Here is a 24,109-nt window from a genome sequence, read left to right as displayed (position 1 = left end):
CCCGCCACCGTGCCTGAGGTGGCTTTCGCGACGACAATGCCCCTCAGGCTGCCAAGGACCGCATCAGCGTCTCGAGATCCGCTTCACCCTCGGGCGTCTGGGCGCCTGCAGCGAGCGCCGCGTTCATCAGCGGAATGGCAAGCGGTCCAGCTATAAGCGCTGACCATTCGGCCTCCTCACGCGCGTACCCGGCGTGCAGATCCGAAGGCGGGAGCACCGCCTTCGCCGCGTCGACGACGCCATCGGGAAGATGGGCGATGACGTGTGCGATTCGGTCGACGAACGCGTCGAGCTCTTCCGCCGGCACCGAGCGGTTGATCCAGCCGTAGGAGGCTGCGGTGTCAGCATCGAAGAGATCTCCCGTCAGAATCGCTTCCAATGCGCGATTGCGTCCGACGCGTTCCCACAGATACTGCATTCCGCCTCCGCTGGGCACGATCCCCATGAGGGATTCGATCTGGCCAATCCCCGCTGTCTCCCGCGCCGCGAAGGCCATATCGGCCGCCGCCACGAATTCCGCGCCGCCGCCACGGGCTTTTCCCACCAGCTTGACGATCGTGACGAGGCGGTGGTTTCGGAGCATCTCTCCGATGGCTTGGAAGGCGTTGTTCCCTTGGGTGGCAGCAGCTTCCGTCAGCTCGCGCAAGACCTCCGCTTCGTCGAGGATGTGCATGTCCACGTGTGCGAGGAAGAAGTCCGGATTCGCCGACGAGAACACGACCACCCTCGCTCGCCGGTCTTCGTCGAGGGCGCTCATGAGGTCGGCGAGCTCGCGCATCATCACAGCGCCGATCACGTTCACAGGTGGGTTGTCGAATGCCACCTTGGCAATGCGATCCGCGACCGTGACCCGCAGTGTGGAGTACTTGTCCATGTCCATCGATGCTCCATCCGTATGCGCAAGGCGTGTGGGTATTCTTTGCATACCCATGCTCGCTCTTCCCCGCGAGAACCGTCAACAACGCACTTTGGAGATACCAAGGCACATGAGTGACACCAGCTCGTACGATGCTCACGCCAGGTCGTCGATCGTCTTTGCCGCCGACTGCCCGAGCCGTCCGATCCTCGATCAGATCGCAGACAAGTGGTCCATGATGACCATGGCCGTCTTGGAGAAGCCGACCCGGTTCAATGAGATCAGACGTCGCCTCGACGGCGTCACCCAGCGCGTCCTCACGCAGACCCTGCGCCGCCTGGAGCGGAACGGCATGGTCGAGCGACGGGTACTCCCGACCTCGCCCGTCGGCGTCGAGTATTCATTGACGCCGTTGGGCGCGTCTCTGCAGGGCCCCTTCGGGCAACTCTATGACTGGACCGTGGAGCATTCGGCCGAGGTCCGTGCCGCCCAGTTCAGCTATGACGGCGATGATGCACACGCAACAGACGACGTCGCCTGAGCATGAAGGCGTCCCCGCTGCCAGGGGTCAAACAATTTCAGCCGGAGCCGAGCCGACCGCTACCCCTACTCGGACTTGGCAGGCCGCGGGTCCAGGCCGACGACGATCGTCGTCATCCGCGGATCATAGCCAGGACATCGCGCACGAGCCGATGCCCGTACTCCTCGTCAACGGGCAGCGCGAAGATGACGCGGTAGTAGAGCGGTGAGATGAGATGGTCGATCACCTGCCCTTCGGTCGGGGCGGCCTCCCCTCGGTCGTGTGCGCGGTCGATCACGTCGCGTGCCTGCTCGCGCCGACGATCGGTGACCGCGCAGTGCGACACGAGTTCGGTTCGCGCCCCGACCATCGCGCGGAGATATCGGGCGCGTTCCGGGCGAGCGATATCCGTGACGATGGCGTCGGCCCAGGCGGCCAGATCGCCCTCCAGAGTGCCGACGTCGGGCGCCGCTTCACCGTCGCGTGTCAGTGCGCCGACCGTGACCTCCTCGAGCAGTGCGTTGACATCATTCCACCGCCTGTAGAGCGTCGTCGGGTTCACGCCAGCTCGCTCGGCGATGACCGGGAACGTGATCCGGTCCACTCCCGCCCCGACCAGCTCGCCGACCGCAGTGTGGATCGCGGCCAGGACCCGACTGCTTCGGCCGCCGGGCCGCTGTCCGATCATTCGCTCCTGCACGATCACCATTCTAAGCAAAACTCATTGCTTTTACAGCCGTACCTGACTATCGTCACTAACGCAAAAATATTGGCTTTCCCAGGGGAGGTTTCGTGCCCTATCGCTCGTCGCGATTCCTCATCGCGTCCTCGGCTGGTGTCGCGACTCTCACTGCGGCATCTGCGCCGTCGCCCCTCTACCCCGTGTACCAACGGCTGTGGGGCTTCTCGTCCGCGACGCTGACGCTGGTGTTCGCCGTCTACGTTTTCGCTCTCCTCGGCGCGTTGCTCACCGTCGGATCCTTGTCCGACGTCGTCGGTCGTCGGCCTGTGGCCACAGCGTCCCTGCTGCTGCTGTGCTGCGGGATGGTCCTCTTCGCGGTCGCCGACGGAACCGGCGGACTGATCGCCGCCCGAGTCATCCAAGGTTTCGCCGTGGGCGCCGCGACAGGGACGACGACGGCGATGATCACCGACGCCGCGCCGAACGCGCGGACGGGTTCGGTGATGAGCGGCACGGCGGCACCGCTCGGCATCGCGATCGGCGCTGTCCTGTCCGGCACCCTCGTCGAGTTCGCGCCGCACCCGCGCCAGCTCGTCTTTTGGGTCTTCGGGGCCGCCTATGCGCTGCTGGCCGCGCTCGTGTGGGCCGTGCCCGAGCCCACGCACCGTCAGCCCCCGACGTGGGCTTCGGTCCGGCGGTCAGTCGTCCCGAGCGTGGGGCTTCCTCGAGACCTCCGCCCTGTGTTCCGGTCCTTGCTCCCCTCGATCGCGGCGACCTGGGCACTGGCGGGGCTGTACCTGTCCCTCGGTGCGTCGGTCATCAGGACCGTGCTCGGCGTGCGGAGCCATTTCACCGTCAGTCTCGTGCTCGGCGCGTTCTTCGCAGCGGGCATCCTCGGTTCCGCCGTTCAGACGGCCTTGCCCGCGTGGGCGCAGCGGTGGTCCGGGTACGGGGCGCTCGCGACGGGCGTGCTCGTGACGATCCCCGCGACGGCGCTCGAAGTGCTTCCGCTGTACGCTGCCGGATCTGTGATCGCGGGCTTCGGCTTCGGAGCGACCTTCCGTGTCGCCGTCGGCACGCTGGCCGACGCTGCCCCCGCTGCCGAGCGGGGGCGCGTCTTCGCGACCATGTACATCGTCAGCTACCTCGCATTCAGCATCCCCGCGCTCATAGCGGGGCTCGCTGTCGAGGTCGTCGGTCTTCGGACGACGACCGTCGCATACGGCGCGTTCGAACTCGCCCTGATCGGCATCGCCTCCGCGAGCGCCGCACACGGGAGACGACGCACGGTGCACCCTACGCGCACCGACCACCCCGATGAGAGGACCTGAGATGACAGAATCCGTCGATCCGATCGTGGACCCGCGATCAGCAGTCATGACGTTCCATACGTTCGCGTCCGAGCGCAACCGCACACGCTTCCTGAGCGCCGGACCGTCAGACGGCCCCCTCATGCTGTTCCTGCACGGCTGGCCGGGCATCGGTCTCATGTGGCGCGCCCAACTGGAGGCGTTCTCGGCCGACGGGTGGCACTGCGTCGCCCCGGACATGCGCGGGTACGGCGGCTCCTCCGCTCCCGACGCGACCGACGCGTACCGGATCGAGGAGATCGTCGCGGACATGGTCGAGCTTCAGGACCACCTTGGCGGGGAACCGGCGGTCTTGGTCGGCCACGACTGGGGCAGCATCGTCGCCGGCGCACTCGCGTCTCACGAACCAGACCGAGTACGCGGCGTCGTCTTGGTCTCCTGGGCATATTTCCCAGGCTCGAACGCACTAACCAACCTCGTCCGCCTGGTCGACCGGAACGTCTACCCGTACGACGAATATCCTGATGGGCAGTGGGACTACTACCGCCAGTACACGACGCACTTCGACGAGGCGGTCACCGATCTCAACGCCGATGTACCCGCGTCTCTTGCGTCAATCTTCCGAGCGGGGGATCCGCAGGCGGTCGGTTCGCCGTCACCCTCGGCCGCGGTCAGCAGGAATGGCGGACGCTTCGGATCCGCCCGCCGCGCGCCAGCCGTGGAACCTGACCGGTCGATCTGGTCTGATGAGGACTTCGACGCGCTGGTCTGCGCCTTCGAAGCGGGGGGCTTCCATGGCCCCTGTGCGTGGTACGCCAACGACGAGGCGAACATCGTCTTCGCGAGGGCGGCGCGCGACGGCGGGCGACTCTCCATGCCGGTGCTGTTCGTCAACGGGGACTGGGATCTCATCTGCAGCATCGAGGGGAACGCGCAGGGGGATCCCATGCGCCAGACGTGCACGAGTCTCACCCTGACCAGTCTGCCCGCGGGCCACTGGCTCCCGCAGGAGCGAAGCGACGAGCTTGTCGGGGCGATTCGAGCGTGGTTGAGTGCATCCGGACTGACCAGAGCTGAATAACGCATCGGAGGGTGCAATGACGAACCCGGAGTTTGACCATTTCCGCAATACACGGCACGAGCGTTGGACCATCGTCAGCGTGATCGGGGAGGGCTCCGATACAGGCGAGGTCGAGACGATCGAGATCTTCGTGAGAGACGCGAATGATCCGGTCTTCGCAATCGCGGTCTCGGACCTTCCGCAGTTCATCGCCGGCTTGGTCGCTTCAGCGGTCCCCGGTGATCTCACGTCACGATAAGCGCGTTCGAGGAACGGGCCTGCGGAGCCGAGTTGGACCGACGATCAGGCTCCGAGCCCGGTCACCGCACCCGTCACGACGAGCGCGAGCACGAGCAGACTGACCAGCATGAACACCTTGTCGGTGTGCGCGTAGTGCGAGGCCATCTGCACGAGTCGTGCGACGGGGAGCAGAACGAGTACCGCGCAACCGGCGGTGATGAGTCCCCGGCCGGGAGTCTGCGCTCCAGCGCCCAGCAGAGTCACTCCGATCGTCAGCAGCACCGCCGCCATTGAGGTGCCGATGCGCATGAGCACGGCGATTCGTCGTGCGAGTGCTCGCTCGTCTTCGTGTGCTGTCGAGCGCTCGTTCATGCGACGACGCCCCATCCGAGGTCGAATGCGTTGGCGGTCATCGGGATCGCGAGAGCGACGAGCACCACGGTGAAGACGACGCGCAGGACAGGACCGGCGAGGCGGATGAGTACCTGCGCTCCGAGGAGAGAACCCGCGAGGGAGCCGAGGACGACGGGTGCGGCGAGCTCGAGATCGAGCGTCCCGGCGAGAAGGTAAGCCGCAGCGGCGCCACAGGCCGTGACGCCGATCATCAGGTTCGCCGTCGCGCTCGAGACCTTGATCGGCAGCCGCATCGCAGCATCCATCGCCGGGATCTTCAACACCCCGCTGCCGATGCCGAGCAGTGCAGACAGGGTGCCTGCCCCGAACATGAACGTCATCCCGAGCGACAACCGCGTCACGCGGTAGGGGACGGCCAGCCCATCGCGTTCCCGGAACACTCCGTCGAGACGGGGATGCCGGGACGCACCGGTATCGGTGACGACTGGTTCGCGTCGTCCGGCGATCATCTGGATCGCGGAGACGAGGAGCACCGCGGCGAAGATGCCGAAGAGCATCGTGCTCGGAACCAGGCCGATCATCAGCATGCCGACCAGCGCGCCAAGAGCGGTGAACACCTCGAGAACCAGCGCCAAGCGCAGGTTGGTGAGCCCCGCCGCGAGGAACCCGGGTGCGCTCGCGCACGAGCAGGCGATGACCGATACGAGGCTCACGGCGACCGCGGCGGGGAACGGGACGTGCGCGACCAGGGTCAGCAGCGGTACGACGAAGATGCCGCCGGCCATGCCGAGGGCGCTGCCGAGAGCGCCGGCGGCGAGCGACCCGACGAGCAGGATCGCGAAGAGCTCGAGGCTCACTGCGGCGTGTTCCCAGCCCCAGCGCTCGCGCCCGCGCCCGTTCGCGGTAGCCGCAGTGTGAAGGTCATCGCGTCACCGCGGTAGTGCAGAATCTCGTAGTCGACGGGCTTCTGGCCCGTGGTGAAACTGGTCCGCTCGATGCGGAAGATAGCGCTGCCCTCAGCGACCGCGAGCGCCTCGGCAACAGCCTCGTCGGCGGTGCTGGCGCGCAGGGCATATGCGGCTTCGATCAGGGGAGTAGCGTGGCTCGCTTCGAGGAGCGTGAAGATGGGCTCGTTCTCCAGGTCGTCCTTGGCAACCAGACGCCCCAACTCGAGGGGGAGGTAGGTCTCGTCGAACGAGATCGGATGCCCGGCGGCGAGGCGCACGCGGTCGATGTGCACGACCTGCGCTCCGAGCGGCAGCTCCAGGGCTTCACGTACGTGGGCTGGTGCCGCGATCTCCTCGACGAGGAGCACGTTGGCGGTGGAGGTCAAGCCGTGTGCGTCCATGTCTTCGACGAATCCGGTCAGTGCGGTCAACGGCTGGCTGAACGCCGGGGCTGCGACGAAACTGCCTATGCCGCGCTTGGTGACCACGAGGTTCCGTGCCGCGAGGTTCTGGATCGCACGGCGCACGGTGATCCGGCTCACGCCGTGCTCCGCGATCAGGTCGTCCTCAGTGGGGAGACGATCGCCAGGGTGCAGATCGACCCCGAGTCGAGAGGTCAGGGCCGTCTCGATCTGCGCGTAGAGAGGTCCATTCGATGCCATGTTCCTAGCTTGTATCATGTTGTCATAATAACTCGTCAGAGCGGGCAAAGCCGTCGACGTCGGTGCGCGTCGGTAGACTCGGACGGTCGAGAGGAGCCGCTGTGGCTGCACCACGTTCCGCCGGTCGCGGCAAAGGTAAGGCCCCGGCCAAGGCGGCCGCCGCGATCCCGCAGCTCGGCTGGTCCGAGATCCGTCCGGCTCCCATCGTTCTCGTGTCCGGCACCGAGTCGTTCCTCGCCGATCGGGCGATCCGGCGGCTCCGTGATTTCCTCGCGGCCGAGGATCCGTCGCTCGAGGTGAACGACATCGCAGCGGACAGCTATGCGCCGGGAGAACTCATCACCGTCGCGAGCCCATCCCTGTTCGGCGAACCACGACTCGTCCGTGTCTCTCAGGTGGAGAAGTGCTCGGACCAGTTCTTGACGGAGGCACTCCGGTATCTCGAATCGCCGGCGGAGGGCGCCTACGTCGTGCTCCGGCACAACGGCGGAGTCCGGGGCAAGAAGCTCCTCGATGCCATCCGATCCGGAACAGGCGGCGGCGTCGAGATCATCTGCACCGAGCTCAAGCGCGACAGCGACAAGGCCGACTTCGCGGCTGCCGAGTTCAAGGCCGCACGGCGCCGGATCACTCCGCAGGCGCTTCGTGCGCTCGTCGGTGCGTTCTCGGACGACCTCGCGGAACTCGCGGCGGCCTGCAGCCAGCTCATGGCCGACGCTTCAGAGGAGATCACCGAGCAGACCGTCGACAAGTACTACGGCGGCCGGGTCGAGACAAGTGCCTTCGACGTCGCCGATGCAGCGATCGCCGGTCGTCACGGAGAGGCGCTCCTCGCGCTCCGGCAGGCGCTCGACTCAGGCGCGGACCCGGTCCCGATCGTCGCGGCCTTCGCGATGAAGATCCGCACGATGGCCAAGGTGAGCTCAGCGCGCGGAGCCTCCGGGCAGCTGGCGCAGCAGTTCGGTCTGGCACCCTGGCAAGTGGACCGCGCGCGCCGCGACCTCTCGGGTTGGACTGACGACGGCATCGGCCGGGTCATGCAGATGCTCGCAGAGACGGATGCCGGAGTCAAAGGCGCAAGCCGCGACCCGGTGTTCGCCCTGGAACGCCTCGTCGGCGTCGTCGCAGCCCGCGGCGTGGATCTCTCAGCTCGCTGAACGCGGCCATTCGACACGCCCCGGGGACGGGGTCTCCGGCGAATCGCGGTCGACGTGTTGGCCTGTCGGCGAATCGTTCCCTGAGCCTGGCGACGGGCGCAACGCGAAAGGCCCCGCACGTTCCGAAGAACGCCGGGGCCTTGCAGCTACAGGGGCTGGCTCAGAGAGCGCCGACCTGCTTGGCGATGGCCGACTTGCGGTTCGCTGCCTGGTTCTCGTGGATGACACCCTTGCTCACGGCCTTGTCGAGCTTCTTGGTGGCGACCTTGAGGGCCGACTCCGCCTGCGCCTTGTCGCCGGAGACGACGGCGTCGCGCGTGGCGCGGATCGCGGTCTTCAGCTCGCTCTTGACGGCCTTGTTGCGCTCGTTCGCCTTCTTGTTGGTGCCGATGCGCTTGATCTGCGACTTGATGTTTGCCACGTTGGGTCAACTTTCGATTCGAGGAAATAGTGTTCGGTGCCATCGGACGAAGAGGGCGTCTTCAAGCGAGTTCTCGTGTGGTCTCAACTCACACGCAAGCCAACAGGCAACATTACCAGTCGAGTGGAGTTCTGGCAATCCAGGCGAGCGCAGCGCGCGCGCTCGTCGCCGTGGGACAATGGAAGTTGCCCGATTCAACCCCTGACCCCGAGGAACGCGTGAGCCCCCAAGCAGTGAAGGCCCTCGAGCCGGCATCGACCGACCCAGCGTTCATCCGCAATTTCTGCATCATCGCCCACATCGACCATGGCAAGTCGACGCTGGCCGATCGCATGCTGCAGATCACCGGAGTCGTCTCCGACCGCGACATGCGGGCCCAGTACCTCGACCGCATGGACATCGAGCGCGAGCGCGGCATCACGATCAAGAGCCAGGCAGTGCGCATGCCGTGGTCACTCAACGGCGAGACCTTCGCCCTGAACATGATCGACACGCCGGGCCACGTCGACTTCACCTACGAGGTGTCGCGTTCCCTCGCCGCGTGTGAGGGCGCGATCCTCCTGGTCGACGCGGCGCAGGGTATCGAGGCGCAGACCCTCGCCAACCTGTACCTGGCCCTCGAGAACGACCTCGAGATCATCCCGGTGCTCAACAAGATCGACCTGCCCGCCGCAGACCCCGACAAGTACGCGAAGGAGCTCGCGAGTCTCATCGGCGGCAAGCCCGAGGACGTCCTGCGCGTGTCCGGGAAGACGGGCATGGGCGTCGAGGACCTCCTCGACCGTGTCGTCGGCCGCATCCCGAACCCCGTCGGCGACCCGAACGCGCCCACTCGCGCGATGATCTTCGACTCCGTCTACGACACGTACCGCGGTGTCGTCACCTACGTCCGAATGATCGATGGTCAGCTGAGCCCGCGCGAACGAATCCAGATGATGTCGACGCGCGCGGTGCACGATCTCCTCGAGATCGGTGTGAGCTCGCCGGAGCCGACGCCCACGAAGGGTCTCGGAGTGGGCGAGGTCGGGTACCTGATCACCGGCGTGAAGGATGTCCGTCAGTCGAAGGTGGGCGACACGGTCACGACCGCGATGAAGCCGGCCACCGACGCGCTGCCCGGCTACACGGACCCGAAGCCCATGGTGTTCTCCGGTCTGTACCCGATCGACGGCAGCGACTACCCGATCCTGCGCGACGCCCTGGACAAACTGAAGTTGTCGGACGCCTCCCTGAACTACGAACCGGAGACCTCGGTCGCGCTCGGTTTCGGGTTCCGGGTCGGCTTCCTCGGTCTGCTGCACCTCGAGATCGTCACCGAGCGACTGCAACGCGAGTTCGACCTCGACCTCATCGCCACGGCACCGTCGGTGACGTACGAGGTGAAGACCGAGGACAAGCAGACGGTCGTCGTCACGAACCCGAGCGAGTTCCCGTCCGGCAAGATCCTCGAGGTCACAGAACCGATGGTGAAGGTCGGCATCCTCGCGCCGAAGGACTACGTCGGAACGATCATGGAGCTCTGCCAGAGTCGGCGCGGCGCGCTGCTCGGGATGGAGTACCTCGGTGAAGACCGTGTGGAACTCCGGTACACGATGCCGCTCGGCGAGATCGTGTTCGACTTCTTCGACCACCTCAAGAGCCGCACGCAGGGCTATGCCTCGCTCGATTACGAGCCCTCCGGCCAGCAGGCCGCCGACCTCGTGAAGGTCGACATCCTCCTCCAGGGTGACCAGGTCGACGCGTTCAGTGCCATCGTCCACCGCGAGAAGGCCTACGCCTACGGGGTGCTGATGACGGAGCGCTTGAAGAAGCTCATCCCGCGTCAGCAGTTCGAGGTGCCGATCCAGGCCGCGATCGGTGCGCGTATCATCGCCCGCGAGTCGGTTCGCGCGATGCGCAAGGATGTCCTCGCGAAGTGCTACGGCGGTGACATCACCCGCAAGCGGAAGCTCCTCGAGAAGCAGAAGGAGGGCAAGAAGCGCATGAAGATGGTCGGCAAGGTCGAGGTCCCGCAGGAGGCGTTCATCGCCGCTCTCTCGGGGGACGTCGAGACCAAGGACAAGAAGTGACCGGGCGTCGCAGTTCGTTCGAGGACGAGGCCGTCGACTACGCGGCTGTCGGCGCGACGCAGCGGACAGACCTGTTGCAGTATCCGCCGGAGGGCTATGTGCCGTCGGAGGACGAGTTCCGGCTCGGCAGCGGCGACGAGCGGTTCGCCCTGGCGACGAGTGCGCTCCTCACCTGGGGTCTCCACCGTGCGTGCGGTGTCGAGATCGTCGAGGTGCACCCCGGGACGGGTGTGCAGTACGGCGGCATCGCCTTCGCCGAAGACGGGTCGGCAATCGAGGCCATCGAGACGCACGAGGAGCAGCGCTTCGCGGAGGACGGCACGCCGTTCATCACGCCTGGCACGACCGTCGTCTTCGCGGGGTCGGTCGGCGGTGAGCCGCTCGTCGGCCCGCACCGTGTCATCTCGGTGACCGAGGAGCCCAGCCAGGTCAGCCTTGCGCTCGGCACGATGGCGGGCGACCCGGAGAGCGGGGAGCAGGCGTTCACGATCGAACAGCGCGAGGACGACTCCGTCTGGATCGTCGTCCGCTCCTTCTTCCGCCCGACCAAGGGTGCGGCGAAGCTCGTCGGAGCGAAGCGTCGACGCAAGACGATGAACGACGCCTACCTGCGCGCGCTGCTGCCGTCGCGCGGCGTCTGAGCGAGGGCCCGTGCCCAGCGCACTCCCGCTCGCCGATCCGGCGCCGGTCGACGGACTCCTGCCGGCGTCCGCCGCGATCGGATCCGATGAGCGGGCGTTCGGGGTCTACCTGCACGTCCCGTTCTGCCGGGTGCGCTGTGGCTACTGCGACTTCAACACCTACACTGCGACGGAACTCCGTGGCGCAAAACAGTCCGACTATGCGGACGAAGCGGTGCGCGAGCTTGATTTCGGGCGCGCCGCGCTGGATGCGTCGGACGTGCCGCCGAGGCCCGTGTCGACGGTCTTCTTCGGCGGCGGGACGCCCACGCTGCTTCCGGCAGCCGACCTCGTGCGCATGCTCGCCGGTGTGACCGGCAACTTCGAACTGGCGCCGGGCGCCGAGGTGACGACGGAGGCGAACCCCGATTCCGTCGACGCCGACTACCTGCAGACGCTCAAGCACGCCGGCTTCACCCGGGTGTCCTTCGGGATGCAGTCCGCGGTGCCGAGTGTGCTCGCGACTCTCGAGCGCACCCACGATCCGGCGCGGGTCCCGCTCGTCGTGCGCTGGGCGCGGGAGGCTGGCCTCGAGGTCAGCCTCGACCTCATCTACGGCACTCCGGGCGAGACATTGGCCGACTGGCGCGTGTCGCTCGAGACCGCGATCGCCTGCGCACCTGACCATGTCTCCGCCTACTCGCTCATCGTCGAGCCCGGCACGAAACTCGCGCGTCAGATCCGTTCCGGCGCGGTCGGCACCCCCGACGAGGACCTCCAAGCAGACATGTACGAGCTGGCCGACGACCTCCTCACGGAGGCGGGCTACGGCTGGTACGAGGTGAGCAACTGGGCGAGGGACGACGCGCACCGCTCGCGTCACAACCTGTCCTATTGGACGGGGGAGGACTGGTGGGGCGTCGGGCCGGGAGCCCACAGTCATGTCGGCGGTGTCCGCTGGTGGAACGTCAAGCACCCGGCCGCGTACGCTCAGCGCATCGCGGCGGGGGAGTCTCCCGCTGCCGGTCGAGAGACGCTCGACGACGAGACCCGGGAGCTGGAGCGCATCCTGCTGCTGACGCGCACACGTGATGGGATCGCGATCCGGACGCTGGCACCGGAGGCGCGGACGGCCGTCGCAGGCTTGATCGCCGAAGAGCTCGTCGATGCCCGACAGGCGCTCCTCGGCCGGTTGGAACTGACTCGCCGGGGGCGGTTGCTCGCTGATGCCGTCGTCCGCCGCCTCGTCGGCGACTGAGCCGCGCCAGGACACCCTGAGACCTGCACTGATCCGCTCCGGCGCTTGATCGGAAACGAGACAGCCCCGCCCGGGCGAACCGGACGGGGCTGTTGCGTGACGGCTGAGCCGTTCCGCTGATCAGGCCTTGATGAACTGGATCGACAGCGGGTAGCTGTACAGCTCCCCCTTGTTCGCCTTGATGGCGGCGATAATGCTGAACACGACCACGACGACACCGACGGCGATCAGGATGAAGATGCCGATGATGATGAACGTCAGGATCGAGCCGACGACCGAGGCGATCAGCATGGTGAGCTGGAAGTTCAGCGCCGTCAGCGTGTGCGCCTTCACGAAGGGGCCGCGGTCCTTGAGGACCAGGTAGCCGATGAGCGCGGGGAGGAACGAGAAGAAGATCCCGCCGATGTGGATCAGCGTCGACCAGAGCTTCTCATCCGACGGGCTCATGGGCTGGGCCGCGACGGGCTGCTGGTACTGGGGAGCTCCTGGCGGGGGCGGGTAGCCACCGGCACCGGGCGGCGGTGGTGCATAACCACCGGCGGGCGGCGGTGGGTAGGCGCCTGCCGGGGGGCTCCTGGGGAGCAGCTGGTGGGGTGTGCGGGGTTGCTGGCGGCGGCGTCGAGCCATCTCCGGCCGGCGGAACCGAACCGCCGGCGGCTGGGTCGACGGGCGGCTGAGCATTCGGATCAGACATCTTCGCACCTTTCACGGATTGGGATATTCAATTGGTCCAGCAGAGCGTAGCGCACCATTGGTCGGTTGATCGGGCCCCTCGCCTGCGGCCAACGGTATTCCCGCTGTTGTGCGGCGCGCAAGGGATGGCGTCCGACAGGCAAGGATATGATTGGCAGTCAGGGTGTTCGAGTGCTGATGGTCGGTGCGCAGACGCGGCAGGAGAGGGGATCGACATGGTGTCGGATCGCGGTCTCGAAGTGCTGCGTGTCATCGTCCAGGACTACGTCGCCTCCCGCGAACCCGTCGGGTCGAAGACCATCGTCGATCGACACTCGTTCGGCGTCTCGGCCGCGACCATCCGAAACGACATGGCGCAGCTCGAGGACGAGGAACTCATCGCAGCGCCCCACACCTCGTCCGGTCGGGTCCCGACGGACAAGGGCTACCGGATGTTCGTCGACCATCTCGCCGACCGTCGCCCCCTCAGCAACGCGCAGCGTACCGCGATCGAGACCTTCCTCGGCGCCTCCGGCGACCTCGACGAAGTGTTGCACCGCACGGTCCGTCTGCTGTCACAGCTGACGAACCAGGTGGCACTCGTCCAGTACCCGATGTTCTCCCGCGCTCGGGTCCGTCACCTCGAGCTGGTGAGCGTCACCCCGACCCGTGTGCTCGCCGTCATCATCCTCGACAACGGCCGCGTGGAACAGCGGCTCGTCGAGACGGAGGCATCGGTCGACGACGTCCTCATCGGTCGCCTCCGCACGCAGTGCAACGAGGCCGTCGCCGGTCGGCCACTGCTGGAAGCGCACGACGCCCTCGGCGATGTGCCTGAGCTCATCGCCGAACGCGACCGCCCGGCCGCGACGCGCATCGTCGATGCCGTGCGCGAGCAGCTCTCGGCGCAGCGCCAGGACCGTCTCGTCATGGCGGGGGCTGCGAACCTCGCCCGCACCGAGGACGACTTCCCCGGCAGCATCTACCCCGTGCTCGACGCGATCGAGCAGCAGGTCGTCCTGCTCCGGCTCTTCGGCGAGATGGAGGCCGAGCGGGACAGCGTCGTCGCCAGCATCGGCCGCGAGAACGCCTCGTTCGGCCTGGAGACGACGAGCGTGCTCGTCGGCGACTACCGTTCCTCTGGTGGCGAAATCGCACGCCTCGGTGTCCTCGGCCCGACGAGAATGGACTACGCCAGCAACATGGCGGCTGTCCGCGCCGTCGCCAGATACCTGTCCCGCACCCTCGACGCCGAGTGATGAACCCTCGTCCCGTCCCCGCACACCTTCCGCACCTCGAACGAAAGGCCCTCTGTGGCTGACTACCCCGACCACTACGCAGCACTCGGCGTCGCCAAGGAGGCGACGCCTGAGGAGATCAAGAAGGCCTACCGTCGCCTGGCACGCGAGCTGCACCCGGACGTGAACCCCGGTTCCGATGCGTCCGAGCGGTTCAAAGAGGTCACTCACGCCTACGACGTCCTCAGCGACCCGAAGCAGCGCCAGCAGTACGACCTCGGTCCTCAGGCAGGCGGCTTCGGCGGCGGCGATGCGGGCTTCGGCGGTTTCGGCGACATCTTCGACACCTTCTTCGGCGGAGGCGGGCAGCAGCGCGGCCCGAAGTCGCGCCGTTCGCGCGGTGAGGACGCACTCCTGAGGGTCGAACTCGACCTCGACGAGGTCATCTTCGGCACTCATCGGGACCTCGAGGTCGACACCGCCGTGCTCTGCGGCACCTGCAACGGTTCCTGCTGCCAGCCGGGCACCTCGCCCGTCACCTGCGACATCTGCCGCGGTTCGGGCAGCATCCAGCGTGCTGTCCGCTCGCTCCTCGGCAACGTCATGACCTCGGCCCCGTGCGGCACCTGCCGCGGCTACGGCACGATCATCGCGACTCCGTGCGTGACCTGCCAGGGGCAGGGGCGTCTGCGCGCACGTCGCACCGTCTCCGTCGACATCCCCGCGGGTGTCGACACCGGCCTGCGTCTCCAGATGCCCGGCAGCGGCGAGGTCGGGCCGGCCGGCGGCCCGAACGGCGACCTCTACCTCGAGATGAAGGTCAAGCACCACGATGTCTTCAGCCGCGACGGCGACGACCTCCTGTGCACGCTGGAGGTGCCCATGACGGACGCGATCCTGGGGCGCCAGGTCACCGTGCATGCTCTTGACGGCGACGTCGAGGTCGACCTCAAGCCCGGCGTCCAGAGCTCCGAGATCATCACCGTGAAGGATCGCGGAGTGACGCGCCTGCGCGGTAACAGCCGTGGCGACCTGCGCATCGGCGTGCAGGTCATCACCCCGACGAAGCTCGACCACCGGGAACGCGAGCTCATCAAGAGCTTCGCCTCCGGTCGACGGCAGGGCGCTCCTGGCCTCGCTGCCTTCCAGCAGGGGCTGTTCGCGAAGATCCGCGATCGCTTCCACGGTTGAGATGAGCTCGCTCTACTTCCGCGAGGACCTCGAGTCGACCGGTGTCGGTGACTCGGTCGTCCTGCGTGGGCCTGAGGCCAAGCATGCCGTCTCGGTGAGCCGTCTGCGGGTCGGGGAGACCACGTCGATCGGCAACGGTCGAGGTTTGATCGCGACCGGGACAGTGGTGCGCAGCGAGCCCGGAGAGCTCGAGATCCGGGTCGACTCGGTGGTCGTGCACCCCGAGACCCGCCCGTCACTCGTGCTCGTGCAGGCCCTTGCGAAGGGCGACCGGGACGAACTCGCGATCCAGGCGGCCACGGAACTCGGCGTCGACCGGATCGTGCCGTGGGGCGCGGAGCGCAGCATCTCGCGGTGGCAGGGCGACAAGGCGGCCAAGGGTCGCGAGCGGTGGCAGCTCATCGTCCGCGAGGCGGCGAAGCAGTCGATCCGCTCGCGCGTGCCGGAGGTCTCGGAGGTCGTCGACGCCAAGGGCATGACGGCCCTCGTCAGCGGACGCACGGTCCTCGTGCTCGAACCGACCGCGGCGCTCTCCCTCTCCGAACTCGACCGTGCAGTCTTCCATGACTCAGAGGAACTGGTGCTGGTCGTGGGGCCGGAGGGCGGTATCTCGCCCGCTGAACGCGAACGGCTCGAGGCGGCCGGTGCGACCGAGGTCAGAATCGGTTCTGGCGTCCTGCGCACGTCGACCGCCGGCCCCTCGGCCATCGCAGCTCTCAACGTCCTGCTCGGGCGTTGGTGAACACTCCTGTCCGACGACAGCGGGACATCGACCGGCCGAACCGTAGAATGGACCCCATGAGTGAAGCGCCGTCCGTTTTCAGCCGCATCGTGTCGGGGGAGATCCCCGCGACCCTCCTCGCCGACACGGAGCGCGTGATCGCCTTCGCCGACATCGCCCCCCAGGCGCCGGTGCACCTCCTCATCGTCCCGAAGACGGCCGAGTACCGGAACGTCGTCGAGCTCGCGGCCGGCGACCCCTCCCTGCTCGCCGAGATGGTCGAGGTTGCGGCTTCGTTGGCGGCAAAGCGCACCGATGGCGAGTTCCGGCTCGTGTTCAACACGGGGGAGTCCGCCGGACAGACGGTCTTCCATGTGCATGCGCACCTGCTGGGTGGCTCACTGCAGGAGGGCACCCTTGGCAGCGCCTGAGTCCCCGGAGCCCGATCCCACAGCTCAGCCCGAGGCCGAGCACGTCCTCCATGTGGACGGCCTCGCCATGGTCCGGCTGCTCGGCCCGCAGGACCGCCTCCTGACCACCATCGAACGGGAGCATCCCGGCGTCTCCGTGCACGTGCGCGGGAACGAGATCACCATCACCGGCCCGAACACTCAGGCCGACGCAGCGAGACGACTCGTAGAGGAACTCATCACCATGGTCCGCGAAGGACACGACCCAGGTCCGCACGAGGTCACGACCTCTGCCCGAATCCTCGGCCAGGACGGTACCGCATCGCCGTCCGAGCTGCTCGGACAGGTCATCCTGACCTCCCGGGGCAAGACAATCAAGGCGAAGACTGTCGGGCAGCGTGCATACGTCGATGCGATCGACCAGCACACCATCGTGTTCGGGATCGGCCCCGCCGGTACCGGCAAGACCTACCTCGCGATGGCGAAGGCCGTCCAGGCGCTGCAACGCAAGGAGGTCAGTCGCATCATCCTCACGCGTCCGGCCGTCGAAGCGGGCGAGCGCCTCGGGTACCTGCCCGGAACACTCACCGACAAGATCGACCCGTACCTCCGGCCGCTCTACGACGCGCTCAACGAGATGATGGATCCAGAGATCGTCCCCAAGCTGCTGGCGGCGGGCACGATCGAAGTCGCGCCACTCGCGTACATGCGCGGTCGCACGCTCAACGACTCCTTCATCGTCCTCGACGAGGCGCAGAACACGACGCCGGAACAGATGAAGATGTTCCTGACGCGGCTCGGGTTCGGTTCCAAGATCGTCGTGACCGGTGACGTCACCCAGATCGACCTCCCCACCGGTGCGTCCGGGCTCCGCCTCGTGACGCGCGTCCTGAAGGACATCGACGACATCCACTTCTCGCAGCTCACGAGCGAGGACGTCGTGAGGCACTCCCTGGTCGGCCGCATCGTCGATGCGTACGGCGAGTTCGACGCCGCCCGACAGGCGCAGCGGTTCGAGCGCGAACAAGCTGCCGAATTCGCAAACCGGGCGGAGCGACGCGGCACTGCCAGAGATCACCTGCCGAAGCGAGGACGCTCATGACCATCGAGATCAACAACGAATCCGGCGTCGCCGTCGACGAGTCGCGCATCCTCGCGCTCGCGTCGTTCGCGCTCGACGCCATGCACGTCAGCCCCGACGCCGAACTCGCGATCGTGCTCGTCGACGAGGGCGCCATGGAGCAGCTCCATGTCCAGTGGATGGACGAGCCGGGCCCGACCGACGTACTGAGCTTCCCGATGGACGAGCTGCGTCCTGGCACCGAGGAGAACCCGACGGGACCCGGCCTGCTGGGCGACATCGTGCTGTGCCCGCAGGTGGCCGAAGCCCAGGCGACGGCGGCGAAGCACTCCACCATGGAGGAGCTGCAGCTTCTCACCTGCCACGGAGTCCTGCACCTGCTCGGCTACGACCACGCGGAACCCGATGAGGAGAAGGAGATGTTCGGCATCCAGCGCGACATCCTCCTCGCCTTCGCGATGCAGGAGAGACGACGCACCAGCTGATGTCCTTCGTCGCCGTCTTCATCATCGTGGCGATCCTGTTGGTCGCCTTCGCGGGCCTCATGGCCGCAGCGGACGCGGCGATCGGCGTGCAGTCCCGAGCAGACATCCTTGAACTCGCCGACGGCTCCCGTGCCGCGTCCTCCCTCCGAGCCATCGCGGAGGACCCGGGCGCGCACGTGAACGCCATCAACTTCATCCGCATCCTCGCGGAGACGACGGCGGCGGTCCTCGTGACCCTCGCACTGGCCTTCACGATCGACGAACTGTGGATCGTCCTCGTGCTCGCCACGCTGATCATGACGGGTACCTCGTTCGTGCTCGTCGGTGCGAGCCCCCGAGGCGTCGGGCGTACCCACGCGAGCGGGGTGCTGCGCTTCAGCGCTCCAGCCATCCGCGCAGCCCGGGTCGTCCTCGGCCCCGTCGCGAACATCCTCGTCTCGCTCGGCAACCGGGTGACGCCCGGGCTGCCGCGTTCGGTCTCGTTCACGACCGAGGAACAGCTCCTCAGCATGGTCGATGAGGCGACCGCGCATTCCGTCCTGGAAGAGGACGACCGGGAGCTGATCCACTCGATCTTCGAGTTCAACGAGACCCTCGTCCGTGAGGTGATGGTGCCGCGCACCGATCTCGTGGGACTGCAGCGCGACCTCAGCGTCCGCGAAGCCCTCGAGGTGTTCCTCGAGACCGGGATCTCGCGTGCTCCCGTGAGCGATGGGGACATCGACGACCTCGTCGGGATCCTCTACTTGAAGGACCTCGTGAAGGCGATGTTCGGGGGCGACGGCGTCACCGAGATCGGTTCGATCGAACCGCTCCTGCGACCCGCGAGCTTCGTGCCCGAATCCAAGAAGGCCGACTCGCTGCTGCAGCAGATGCAGAAGGACTCCAACCACATCGCGATGGTCGTCGACGAGTACGGCGGCATCTCAGGCCTCGTGACGCTCGAGGACCTCATCGAGGAACTCGTCGGTGACATCTCTGACGAATACGACACTGACGTCCCTGAGGTCACGGACCTCGGAGCAGGGCGCTTCCGTGTCGATGCACGTCTCGCCGTCGACGAGCTGGGGGAGCTGTTCGGACTCGAGCTCGACGATGACGACGTGGACACCGTCGGCGGACTGATTGCGAAGGCGCTCGGCCGCTTGCCTGTCGTGGGATCGACGGTGTCGACCGCCGGCCTCGAACTCACCGCCGAGCGGGTCGAGGGGCGGCGGGGTCGCATCCTCACCGTCATCGCCCAGCGCGACGATCATCTGCAGGACGCCCAGCAGGCGTCCACCGACCACCGGGAGCACCCATGAGCGACACCACACCTCCAGCCGACTTCCGAGCGGGGTTCGTGTCCTTCGTGGGACGCCCGAACGTCGGCAAGTCAACCCTCACGAACGCGCTCGTGGGGGAGAAGGTCGCGATCACGAGTTCGAAGCCGCAGACCACGCGCCGCGCCATCCGAGGCGTGGTGCACCGCGAGAACGGTCAGCTGATCGTCGTCGACACCCCGGGTATCCACCGGCCCCGGACACTGCTCGGGCAGCGCCTCAACGACCTCGTGCAGTCGACCCTCTCCGACGTCGACGTCATCGGGTTCTGCATCCCCGCGAATGAGAAGCTCGGCCCCGGTGACCGCTTCATCAACGAGTCACTCGACGGTTTCCCGCGCGCGAAGAAGATCGCGATCGTGACGAAGACCGACACCGTCAACCGCGCCACCATCGCCGAGCAGCTGCTCGCCATCTCGGAACTCCGCGACTGGGACGCGGTCATCCCGCTGTCCGCCGTGACGGACGACCAGCTCGACATCCTCGTCACCGAGGTGACCAAACTCATGCCGTTGTCCGAGGCCCTGTACCCGGCGGAGGCCACGACCGATGAGACGGTCATCGACCGCGTCGCCGAGCTCATCCGTGAGGCCGCTCTGGAGGGCGTGCAGGACGAACTGCCGCACTCGCTCGCGGTGACGATCGACGACATGATCCCGCGCGAGGGCACCGACCTCCTCGACATCTACGCGAACGTCTTCGTCGAACGCGACAGTCAGAAGGCGATCATCATCGGCAAGGGCGGCTCGCGCCTCCGAGACGTCGGCGCCCGGGCACGCTACGGCATCGAGCCGCTGGTCGGTTCCCGCGTGTTCCTGTCGATACGTGTCAAGGTGGCGAAGGACTGGCAGCGCGATCCCAAGTTGCTCGGCCGGCTCGGCTTCTGAGCTCGCCGGTTCCTGAGCGCTGCTTCTGAGCATGCTGTGTCTCAGCTGTGGCGTGTGGATTCTGTGACCCGCGTCGGTCGGCGCCAGGGATACTGATGATCGGTGTCCTGAGAGGTGGTCCGCGTGTTCGACTGGGTGCTCTCTTTTCGGGTGGACAGCGCCGGGTTCCTCATCGGTTGTGCGCTCGTCGCGGCTGGATTGACAACTGTCCTGGTGGTGCGTCGAGGGACGGCTCGGAGCCGTCTTCTGAGCGCGGTCGCCGTGGTGGCCGGAGCCGGTCTCGGGTATCTGCTGTGCTGGCTCCTCGGCGATGTGTTGAACGTCTTCGGCATCGACCTCACGCCGACGACGCGCGCGTGGTCGGCCGTCGCTTTCGCGGGAGTGTCGCTCGCGATCGTCAGCCTCGTCCGTGCACGGGCATGGCGGATCGTCGTCGCTGGGCTCGCGATCCCGGCTTTCCTGCTCGTCGGTGCCGTCGGGATCAACCAGGATTTCGGGGAGTTCACGACCGTCGGCAGCGCGCTCGGCGTCAGCCCCTACGAGTCGTTCTCGGCGCTACCGTCCGCGCACGGCACGATCACCGACTGGCGCGTGAACGGAGCGCTGCCGCGGCAGGGGAAGGTCGAGCAGGTCGACATCCCGGCCACGCACTCGGGCTTCGCGCATCGCGCCGCCCTCGTCTACCTCCCGCCGGCGGCGCTCACCGTCCACCCGCCGGCACTGCCCGTGATCGAGGCGTTCAGCGGTCAGCCCGGGCAGCCGGCAGACCTGTTCCGCTCGGGTGACCTGGCTGGTCTGCTCGACCAGGAGGCCGCCACGCACCACGGCCTGGCGCCGATCGTCGTGGTTCCGGATCAGCTGGGCGCACCCGACCGCAACCCGATGTGCGTGGATGGGCCGTTGGGGAACTCCGCCACCTATCTGACGAAGGACGTTCCCGACTGGATCCGGACCCACCTCCCGGTGGCGACGGATCGTGCCGACTGGTTCGTCGCAGGATTCTCTCAGGGCGGCACGTGCGCCATCCAGTTCGGTGCGGCTCATCCGGAGCTGTTCGGCGGTGTGCTCGACATCTCGGGCGAGGTCGAGCCGACGATCGGACCGAACACGGTGGCGGTCGGGTTCTCCGGCTCGGCCGCCGCGTACGCCGCTGCCCGGCCGCTGTCGATCCTGTCGTCGAAGGCGCCGTATCCGAACACTGTCGCGCTCTTCGGATACGGCAGTGACGACAGCCGATATGCGCCGGGCGTCGTTCGGGTCGCCGCTGCTGCCGGGGCCGCGGGCATGAGCTCCGAGACGTTCGTGTCCCAGGGGACGGCGCACGATTGGCACACGGTCCGGGCCGTCCTGTCGCTCGCGCTCCCGTCCGTCCTCGACCGGTTCGGCATCCGCTGATGGCTTCGACGGTGCGTTCGCCGTTCCGGACCGCGGTGGTCCGGGTGGTGCACGCCTCACCCGTCTCGCTGGGTTTCAGTGCGCTGGTGCTGATCGGCTCATTCCTCGTCTGGCAATCCGGTGGCCCCGGGTCCGAGGGCTGGCGGTCGGCTGTCCGTGCGACGACCGGTTTCGGGTACGAGGAGATCGTCGTCGACGGTCACTGGTGGGCGGTGCTCACCGGCTCCCTTGCCGCCGACAGGCCCCTGCCGTTCGTCGCCTTCGTCCTCATCGGCATCCCGGCACTCGTGCTCGCCGAACGCCGACTGAGCGCTGGCCGCATGGTCCTCGCGGTGCTGTCGACGGCCGTCCTCGGGAACGTCATCACCATCGTCGTCCAGGTGCTCGGGACGCTCAGCGCCGAATTCTGGACGGGGCAGGTCGCCGGGATCGTCTCCTTCGATCCATTGGCCGGTGCGCTCGGTGCGCTCGTCGTGTCGAGCGCATTCCACGGACCGCTCTGGCGCCGGCGGATCAGATCCCTCACGCTCATCGGTACCCTCGTGTTCCTGCTGTACTCCGGTGCGCCCGAGGATCTCGCGCGGTTCCTGGCGTCGGTCGTGGGACTGCTCCTCGGGAACGTCATCATCGGGCGTCCGACCGGGATCCGTCGCGCGCGCAGCTCGCATCACGAGACCCGTGTCCTGCTCTCGGCCATCGCCGTCCTGATGGGCGTCGGCCCGGTCATCACGCTGTTGTCCGGGCGACACATCGGCCCGCTGGCGCCACTCGTGCTGCTCCTCGAGCAGAACATCCCGGACGCGGGTCGTTCGATCGAGCAGTGCCGCGCGCTCGGGGTGTCCCCGCAATGCCTGCACGACCTCACCCTTGTGCGCGTGGACGGGCTCGGTGCGGTCCTGCTCTCGCTGGTGCCGCTGATCGCCCTGCTCTTCGCCGCCTGGGGTCTTCTGCGCGGACGACGATTCGCCGTGTGGTTCGCCGCATCCATCATGGTCGTGTTCGCGGTCTTGGGCGCGGTCTCGCTCGGGTTCGGCGCGCGCCTGCATGCGGCTGGGCATACGTCCGCCGTCATCGGCGTGGGACACGGCGTGCAGCAGCGCTCGATCGAGATCTCGATCGCGCTGTGGGCCGCTGTACTCCTCCCGCTTGCGGTGGCAGCCTTGCTCCTCGTCCTGCGGCGCGGGTTCCCCGTCCGGTCGACCCGTCGTTCGATCCTCGGCTACCTCGCCATGGTGCTCGGGTCCTGGGTGCTGCTCGCCGCGGTCTTCGTCGGCGGGGTCCTGGCCCTCCGCCAGGGCTTCTCGCCACATCCAGACCTCTGGGCGGTGGTCCGCGACACCCCGGAGCGGTTCATCCCCGCCGCGTACCTGCGCAATCTCATCCCCGGGTTCATCCCGACGACGCCTGCTGCCGGTGCGCTCTTCCACGCGGTCGGCCCGCTCTGGTGGAGCATCGTGCTCCTCGGTGCGGTCTGGCCCCTGCGGAGCGCCGTCCTCGAGACGCCGCCGGAGGACGAGCGGCGCCAACGTGCGCTCCTCGCCGAGGGGAGCGACACCATCGGGCATATGAGCACGTGGGCAGGCAACCGCATCTGGTTCGATCCGGATGTCCGCGCCGCGATCGCCTTCCGTGTGGCGTCCGGCGTCGCCGTGACGACCGGCGGTTTCTTCGGGCAGGATCGGCACGAGCCAGCGGCCCTCGGACGCTTCATCGCCTGGTGCGAGGACGAGGGATGGGCCGTCGCGCTCTACAGTGTCGACTCGACCACAGCCCACGAGCTGACGCGGATCGGCTGGCGCACCGTCCAGGTCGCCGAGGAGACCGTGTTGCACCCGCAGGAGTGGAGCACGGTCGGGAAGAGCTGGCAGGACATCCGGTCCTCTGTGAACCGCGCCTCGCGGGCCGGGATCACGACCCTCTGGACGGGTTACGGTGACCTCGGCATCGGGCTGGCCTCGCAGATCGCCGAGATCTCGGAGGAGTGGGTCGCCGACCGAACGCTCCCGGAGCTGGGTTTCACGCTCGGCGGTCTCGACGAGCTCCTCGACGACGACGTCATGCTGCTGCTCGCCGTCGATAGCGGGGGGCGCCTCCACGGCGTGACGAGCTGGCTGCCCGTCTTCCGTGACGGCGAGCGCATCGGCTGGACCCTCGACTTCATGCGCCGTCGGTCGGACGGCATGAACGGCGTCATGGAATTCCTCATAGCGGAGGCCGCCGTCCGGTTCAAGGAGGACGGCATCACCGAGATGAGCCTGTCGGGTGCGCCGCTCGCGCAATCGTCACCGGCGGAGCCGGAGGACCAGCAGGCCGTTTCGCGGTTCCTGACGTTTCTCGGTGATGTGCTCGAACCCGTCTACGGTTTCCGCTCGCTCTTCGCGTTCAAACGGAAGTTCCACCCGGAGATCCGGCCGCTCGTGCTGGGGTACGCAGATCCGCTGCAACTGCCGGCGATCGGGTTCGCGATCGCCCGCGCGTACCTTCCTGAGGTCGCCGTCCGCGATCTGGCCGGGCTCCTCCGCAGCTGATGCGGCGGCAAGCTGCTATGCTC

24 protein-coding genes are annotated in these 24,109 nt (G+C 67.3%); 17 read left to right on the top strand and 7 right to left on the bottom strand.

Translation table 11 applies throughout. The features are described from left to right. Window positions 1-43: 43 nt before the first annotated feature. Window positions 44-880 carry an enoyl-CoA hydratase/isomerase family protein gene (locus ABMA10_RS12695; RefSeq protein ID WP_347869115.1) on the bottom strand — a complete coding sequence of 279 codons (837 nt, stop codon included), beginning with the start codon at window positions 878-880 and terminating at the stop codon, window positions 44-46. Window positions 881-986: 106 nt separating this feature from the next. Here ABMA10_RS12695 and ABMA10_RS12690 point away from each other — a divergent pair, with 106 nt between their 5' ends. Further along, entirely contained in the window at window positions 987-1,397 is a 411-nt protein-coding gene (locus tag ABMA10_RS12690; RefSeq protein ID WP_347869116.1) for a winged helix-turn-helix transcriptional regulator, read from the top strand. A gap of 112 nt (window positions 1,398-1,509) precedes the next feature. Here the strand turns inward: ABMA10_RS12690 and ABMA10_RS12685 are convergent, their stop codons facing one another. Then, entirely contained in the window at window positions 1,510-2,076 is a 567-nt protein-coding gene (locus ABMA10_RS12685; RefSeq protein WP_347869117.1) for a TetR/AcrR family transcriptional regulator, read from the bottom strand. 92 nt (window positions 2,077-2,168) lie between these two features. Here ABMA10_RS12685 and ABMA10_RS12680 point away from each other — a divergent pair, with 92 nt between their 5' ends. Together ABMA10_RS12680 and ABMA10_RS12675 are read left to right on the top strand one after the other, a co-directional pair. Further along, window positions 2,169-3,389: an MFS transporter gene (locus ABMA10_RS12680; protein WP_347869118.1), complete on the top strand. Its 1,221-nt coding sequence runs from the start codon at window positions 2,169-2,171 to the stop codon at window positions 3,387-3,389. A 1-nt stretch (window position 3,390) separates the two neighbouring features. Then, window positions 3,391-4,449 carry an alpha/beta fold hydrolase gene (locus ABMA10_RS12675; RefSeq protein ID WP_347869119.1) on the top strand — a complete coding sequence of 353 codons (1,059 nt, stop codon included), beginning with the start codon at window positions 3,391-3,393 and terminating at the stop codon, window positions 4,447-4,449. Window positions 4,450-4,731: 282 nt separating this feature from the next. On the opposite strand, the gene ABMA10_RS12670 is transcribed toward ABMA10_RS12675, so the two are convergent. From ABMA10_RS12670 to ABMA10_RS12660, 3 genes are read right to left on the bottom strand one after another with little or no spacing between them, the layout of a single operon-like run. Further along, on the bottom strand, window positions 4,732-5,040 hold the full coding sequence (locus ABMA10_RS12670) for a hypothetical protein (RefSeq protein WP_347869120.1): 309 nt from the start codon (window positions 5,038-5,040) through the stop codon (window positions 4,732-4,734). Continuing rightward, window positions 5,037-5,879 (bottom strand): sulfite exporter TauE/SafE family protein, encoded by an 843-nt coding sequence (locus ABMA10_RS12665; RefSeq protein WP_347869121.1) that lies wholly within the window; start codon window positions 5,877-5,879, stop codon window positions 5,037-5,039. The genes ABMA10_RS12670 and ABMA10_RS12665 overlap by 4 nt, the downstream gene beginning before the upstream one ends. Next, window positions 5,876-6,631, bottom strand: a complete 756-nt coding sequence (locus tag ABMA10_RS12660; RefSeq protein ID WP_347869122.1) for a GntR family transcriptional regulator — start codon at window positions 6,629-6,631, stop codon at window positions 5,876-5,878. Before ABMA10_RS12660 ends, ABMA10_RS12665 begins: the two co-directional genes overlap by 4 nt. A gap of 101 nt (window positions 6,632-6,732) precedes the next feature. On the opposite strand from ABMA10_RS12660, the gene holA reads away from it, so the two are divergent. After that, window positions 6,733-7,788, top strand: a complete 1,056-nt coding sequence (gene holA, locus ABMA10_RS12655; RefSeq protein WP_347869123.1) for a DNA polymerase III subunit delta — start codon at window positions 6,733-6,735, stop codon at window positions 7,786-7,788. 160 nt (window positions 7,789-7,948) lie between these two features. Here holA and rpsT read toward each other — a convergent pair whose 3' ends face one another. Continuing rightward, the gene (rpsT, locus tag ABMA10_RS12650) at window positions 7,949-8,209 is read right to left on the bottom strand and encodes a 30S ribosomal protein S20 (RefSeq protein ID WP_347869124.1); all 261 of its coding nucleotides are present in this window, start codon (window positions 8,207-8,209) and stop codon (window positions 7,949-7,951) included. A gap of 218 nt (window positions 8,210-8,427) precedes the next feature. Between rpsT and lepA the strand changes: the two genes are divergently transcribed. The 3 genes from lepA to hemW are packed head-to-tail and all read left to right on the top strand — an operon-like array spanning window position 8,428 to window position 12,156. After that, window positions 8,428-10,278, top strand: a complete 1,851-nt coding sequence (gene lepA, locus ABMA10_RS12645; RefSeq protein ID WP_347869125.1) for a translation elongation factor 4 — start codon at window positions 8,428-8,430, stop codon at window positions 10,276-10,278. Next, entirely contained in the window at window positions 10,275-10,919 is a 645-nt protein-coding gene (locus ABMA10_RS12640) for a DUF1990 family protein (RefSeq protein WP_347869126.1), read from the top strand. The genes lepA and ABMA10_RS12640 overlap by 4 nt, the downstream gene beginning before the upstream one ends. 10 nt (window positions 10,920-10,929) lie before the next feature. Beyond that, window positions 10,930-12,156, top strand: a complete 1,227-nt coding sequence (gene hemW, locus ABMA10_RS12635) for a radical SAM family heme chaperone HemW (RefSeq protein WP_347869127.1) — start codon at window positions 10,930-10,932, stop codon at window positions 12,154-12,156. A 120-nt stretch (window positions 12,157-12,276) separates the two neighbouring features. Here hemW and ABMA10_RS12630 read toward each other — a convergent pair whose 3' ends face one another. Further along, the gene (locus ABMA10_RS12630; RefSeq protein ID WP_431030601.1) at window positions 12,277-12,603 is read right to left on the bottom strand and encodes a DUF4870 domain-containing protein; all 327 of its coding nucleotides are present in this window, start codon (window positions 12,601-12,603) and stop codon (window positions 12,277-12,279) included. 461 nt (window positions 12,604-13,064) lie between these two features. On the opposite strand from ABMA10_RS12630, the gene hrcA reads away from it, so the two are divergent. The 10 genes from hrcA (at window position 13,065) to ABMA10_RS12580 (ending at window position 24,086) form a co-directional block, all read left to right on the top strand. Further along, entirely contained in the window at window positions 13,065-14,087 is a 1,023-nt protein-coding gene (gene hrcA, locus ABMA10_RS12625) for a heat-inducible transcriptional repressor HrcA (RefSeq protein ID WP_347869129.1), read from the top strand. A gap of 54 nt (window positions 14,088-14,141) precedes the next feature. Next, window positions 14,142-15,257 carry a molecular chaperone DnaJ gene (dnaJ, locus tag ABMA10_RS12620; protein ID WP_431030600.1) on the top strand — a complete coding sequence of 372 codons (1,116 nt, stop codon included), beginning with the start codon at window positions 14,142-14,144 and terminating at the stop codon, window positions 15,255-15,257. Window position 15,258: 1 nt separating this feature from the next. After that, on the top strand, window positions 15,259-15,999 hold the full coding sequence (locus tag ABMA10_RS12615) for a 16S rRNA (uracil(1498)-N(3))-methyltransferase (protein ID WP_347869131.1): 741 nt from the start codon (window positions 15,259-15,261) through the stop codon (window positions 15,997-15,999). Window positions 16,000-16,055: 56 nt separating this feature from the next. Then, a complete protein-coding gene (locus tag ABMA10_RS12610; RefSeq protein WP_347869132.1) occupies window positions 16,056-16,409 on the top strand; it encodes an HIT domain-containing protein in 354 nt (117 codons plus the stop codon). 67 nt (window positions 16,410-16,476) lie between these two features. Further along, window positions 16,477-17,490, top strand: a complete 1,014-nt coding sequence (locus tag ABMA10_RS12605) for a PhoH family protein (RefSeq protein WP_347869179.1) — start codon at window positions 16,477-16,479, stop codon at window positions 17,488-17,490. Next, window positions 17,487-17,954 carry an rRNA maturation RNase YbeY gene (gene ybeY, locus ABMA10_RS12600; protein WP_347869133.1) on the top strand — a complete coding sequence of 156 codons (468 nt, stop codon included), beginning with the start codon at window positions 17,487-17,489 and terminating at the stop codon, window positions 17,952-17,954. The genes ABMA10_RS12605 and ybeY overlap by 4 nt, the downstream gene beginning before the upstream one ends. After that, window positions 17,954-19,258 carry a hemolysin family protein gene (locus ABMA10_RS12595; RefSeq protein ID WP_347869134.1) on the top strand — a complete coding sequence of 435 codons (1,305 nt, stop codon included), beginning with the start codon at window positions 17,954-17,956 and terminating at the stop codon, window positions 19,256-19,258. Before ybeY ends, ABMA10_RS12595 begins: the two co-directional genes overlap by 1 nt. Beyond that, window positions 19,255-20,163 (top strand): GTPase Era, encoded by a 909-nt coding sequence (era, locus tag ABMA10_RS12590; RefSeq protein WP_347869135.1) that lies wholly within the window; start codon window positions 19,255-19,257, stop codon window positions 20,161-20,163. The genes ABMA10_RS12595 and era overlap by 4 nt, the downstream gene beginning before the upstream one ends. Before the next feature lie 123 nt (window positions 20,164-20,286). Further along, window positions 20,287-21,558 carry an alpha/beta hydrolase gene (locus ABMA10_RS12585; RefSeq protein WP_347869136.1) on the top strand — a complete coding sequence of 424 codons (1,272 nt, stop codon included), beginning with the start codon at window positions 20,287-20,289 and terminating at the stop codon, window positions 21,556-21,558. Further along, window positions 21,558-24,086, top strand: a complete 2,529-nt coding sequence (locus ABMA10_RS12580; RefSeq protein ID WP_431030599.1) for a bifunctional lysylphosphatidylglycerol flippase/synthetase MprF — start codon at window positions 21,558-21,560, stop codon at window positions 24,084-24,086. Before ABMA10_RS12585 ends, ABMA10_RS12580 begins: the two co-directional genes overlap by 1 nt. Window positions 24,087-24,109: the final 23 nt, after the last annotated feature.

The organism is Plantibacter sp. RU18 (genome assembly GCF_050613355.1).
Lineage (GTDB): Bacteria > Actinomycetota > Actinomycetes > Actinomycetales > Microbacteriaceae > Plantibacter.
The sequence above is the reverse complement of the archived record's forward strand: the minus strand, read 5'-3'. Positions and strand labels throughout refer to the sequence as shown.

Excerpts from the sequence above, each read along its gene's own strand:
- ABMA10_RS12695 (WP_347869115.1), bottom strand. The coding sequence starts at position 880 with ATGGACATGGACAAGTACTCCACACTGCGGGTCACGGTCGCGGATCGC.
- ABMA10_RS12580 (WP_431030599.1), top strand. The coding sequence starts at position 21,558 with ATGGCTTCGACGGTGCGTTCGCCGTTCCGGACCGCGGTGGTCCGGGTG.
- ABMA10_RS12690 (WP_347869116.1), top strand. The coding sequence starts at position 987 with ATGAGTGACACCAGCTCGTACGATGCTCACGCCAGGTCGTCGATCGTC.
- ABMA10_RS12660 (WP_347869122.1), bottom strand. The coding sequence starts at position 6,631 with ATGGCATCGAATGGACCTCTCTACGCGCAGATCGAGACGGCCCTGACC.
- ABMA10_RS12595 (WP_347869134.1), top strand. The coding sequence starts at position 17,954 with ATGTCCTTCGTCGCCGTCTTCATCATCGTGGCGATCCTGTTGGTCGCC.
- era (WP_347869135.1), top strand. The coding sequence starts at position 19,255 with ATGAGCGACACCACACCTCCAGCCGACTTCCGAGCGGGGTTCGTGTCC.
- ABMA10_RS12615 (WP_347869131.1), top strand. The coding sequence starts at position 15,259 with ATGAGCTCGCTCTACTTCCGCGAGGACCTCGAGTCGACCGGTGTCGGT.
- ABMA10_RS12670 (WP_347869120.1), bottom strand. The coding sequence starts at position 5,040 with ATGAACGAGCGCTCGACAGCACACGAAGACGAGCGAGCACTCGCACGA.
- ybeY (WP_347869133.1), top strand. The coding sequence starts at position 17,487 with ATGACCATCGAGATCAACAACGAATCCGGCGTCGCCGTCGACGAGTCG.
- ABMA10_RS12630 (WP_431030601.1), bottom strand. The coding sequence starts at position 12,603 with ATGAGCCCGTCGGATGAGAAGCTCTGGTCGACGCTGATCCACATCGGC.
- ABMA10_RS12605 (WP_347869179.1), top strand. The coding sequence starts at position 16,477 with ATGGTCCGGCTGCTCGGCCCGCAGGACCGCCTCCTGACCACCATCGAA.
- ABMA10_RS12675 (WP_347869119.1), top strand. The coding sequence starts at position 3,391 with ATGACAGAATCCGTCGATCCGATCGTGGACCCGCGATCAGCAGTCATG.
- hrcA (WP_347869129.1), top strand. The coding sequence starts at position 13,065 with ATGGTGTCGGATCGCGGTCTCGAAGTGCTGCGTGTCATCGTCCAGGAC.
- ABMA10_RS12610 (WP_347869132.1), top strand. The coding sequence starts at position 16,056 with ATGAGTGAAGCGCCGTCCGTTTTCAGCCGCATCGTGTCGGGGGAGATC.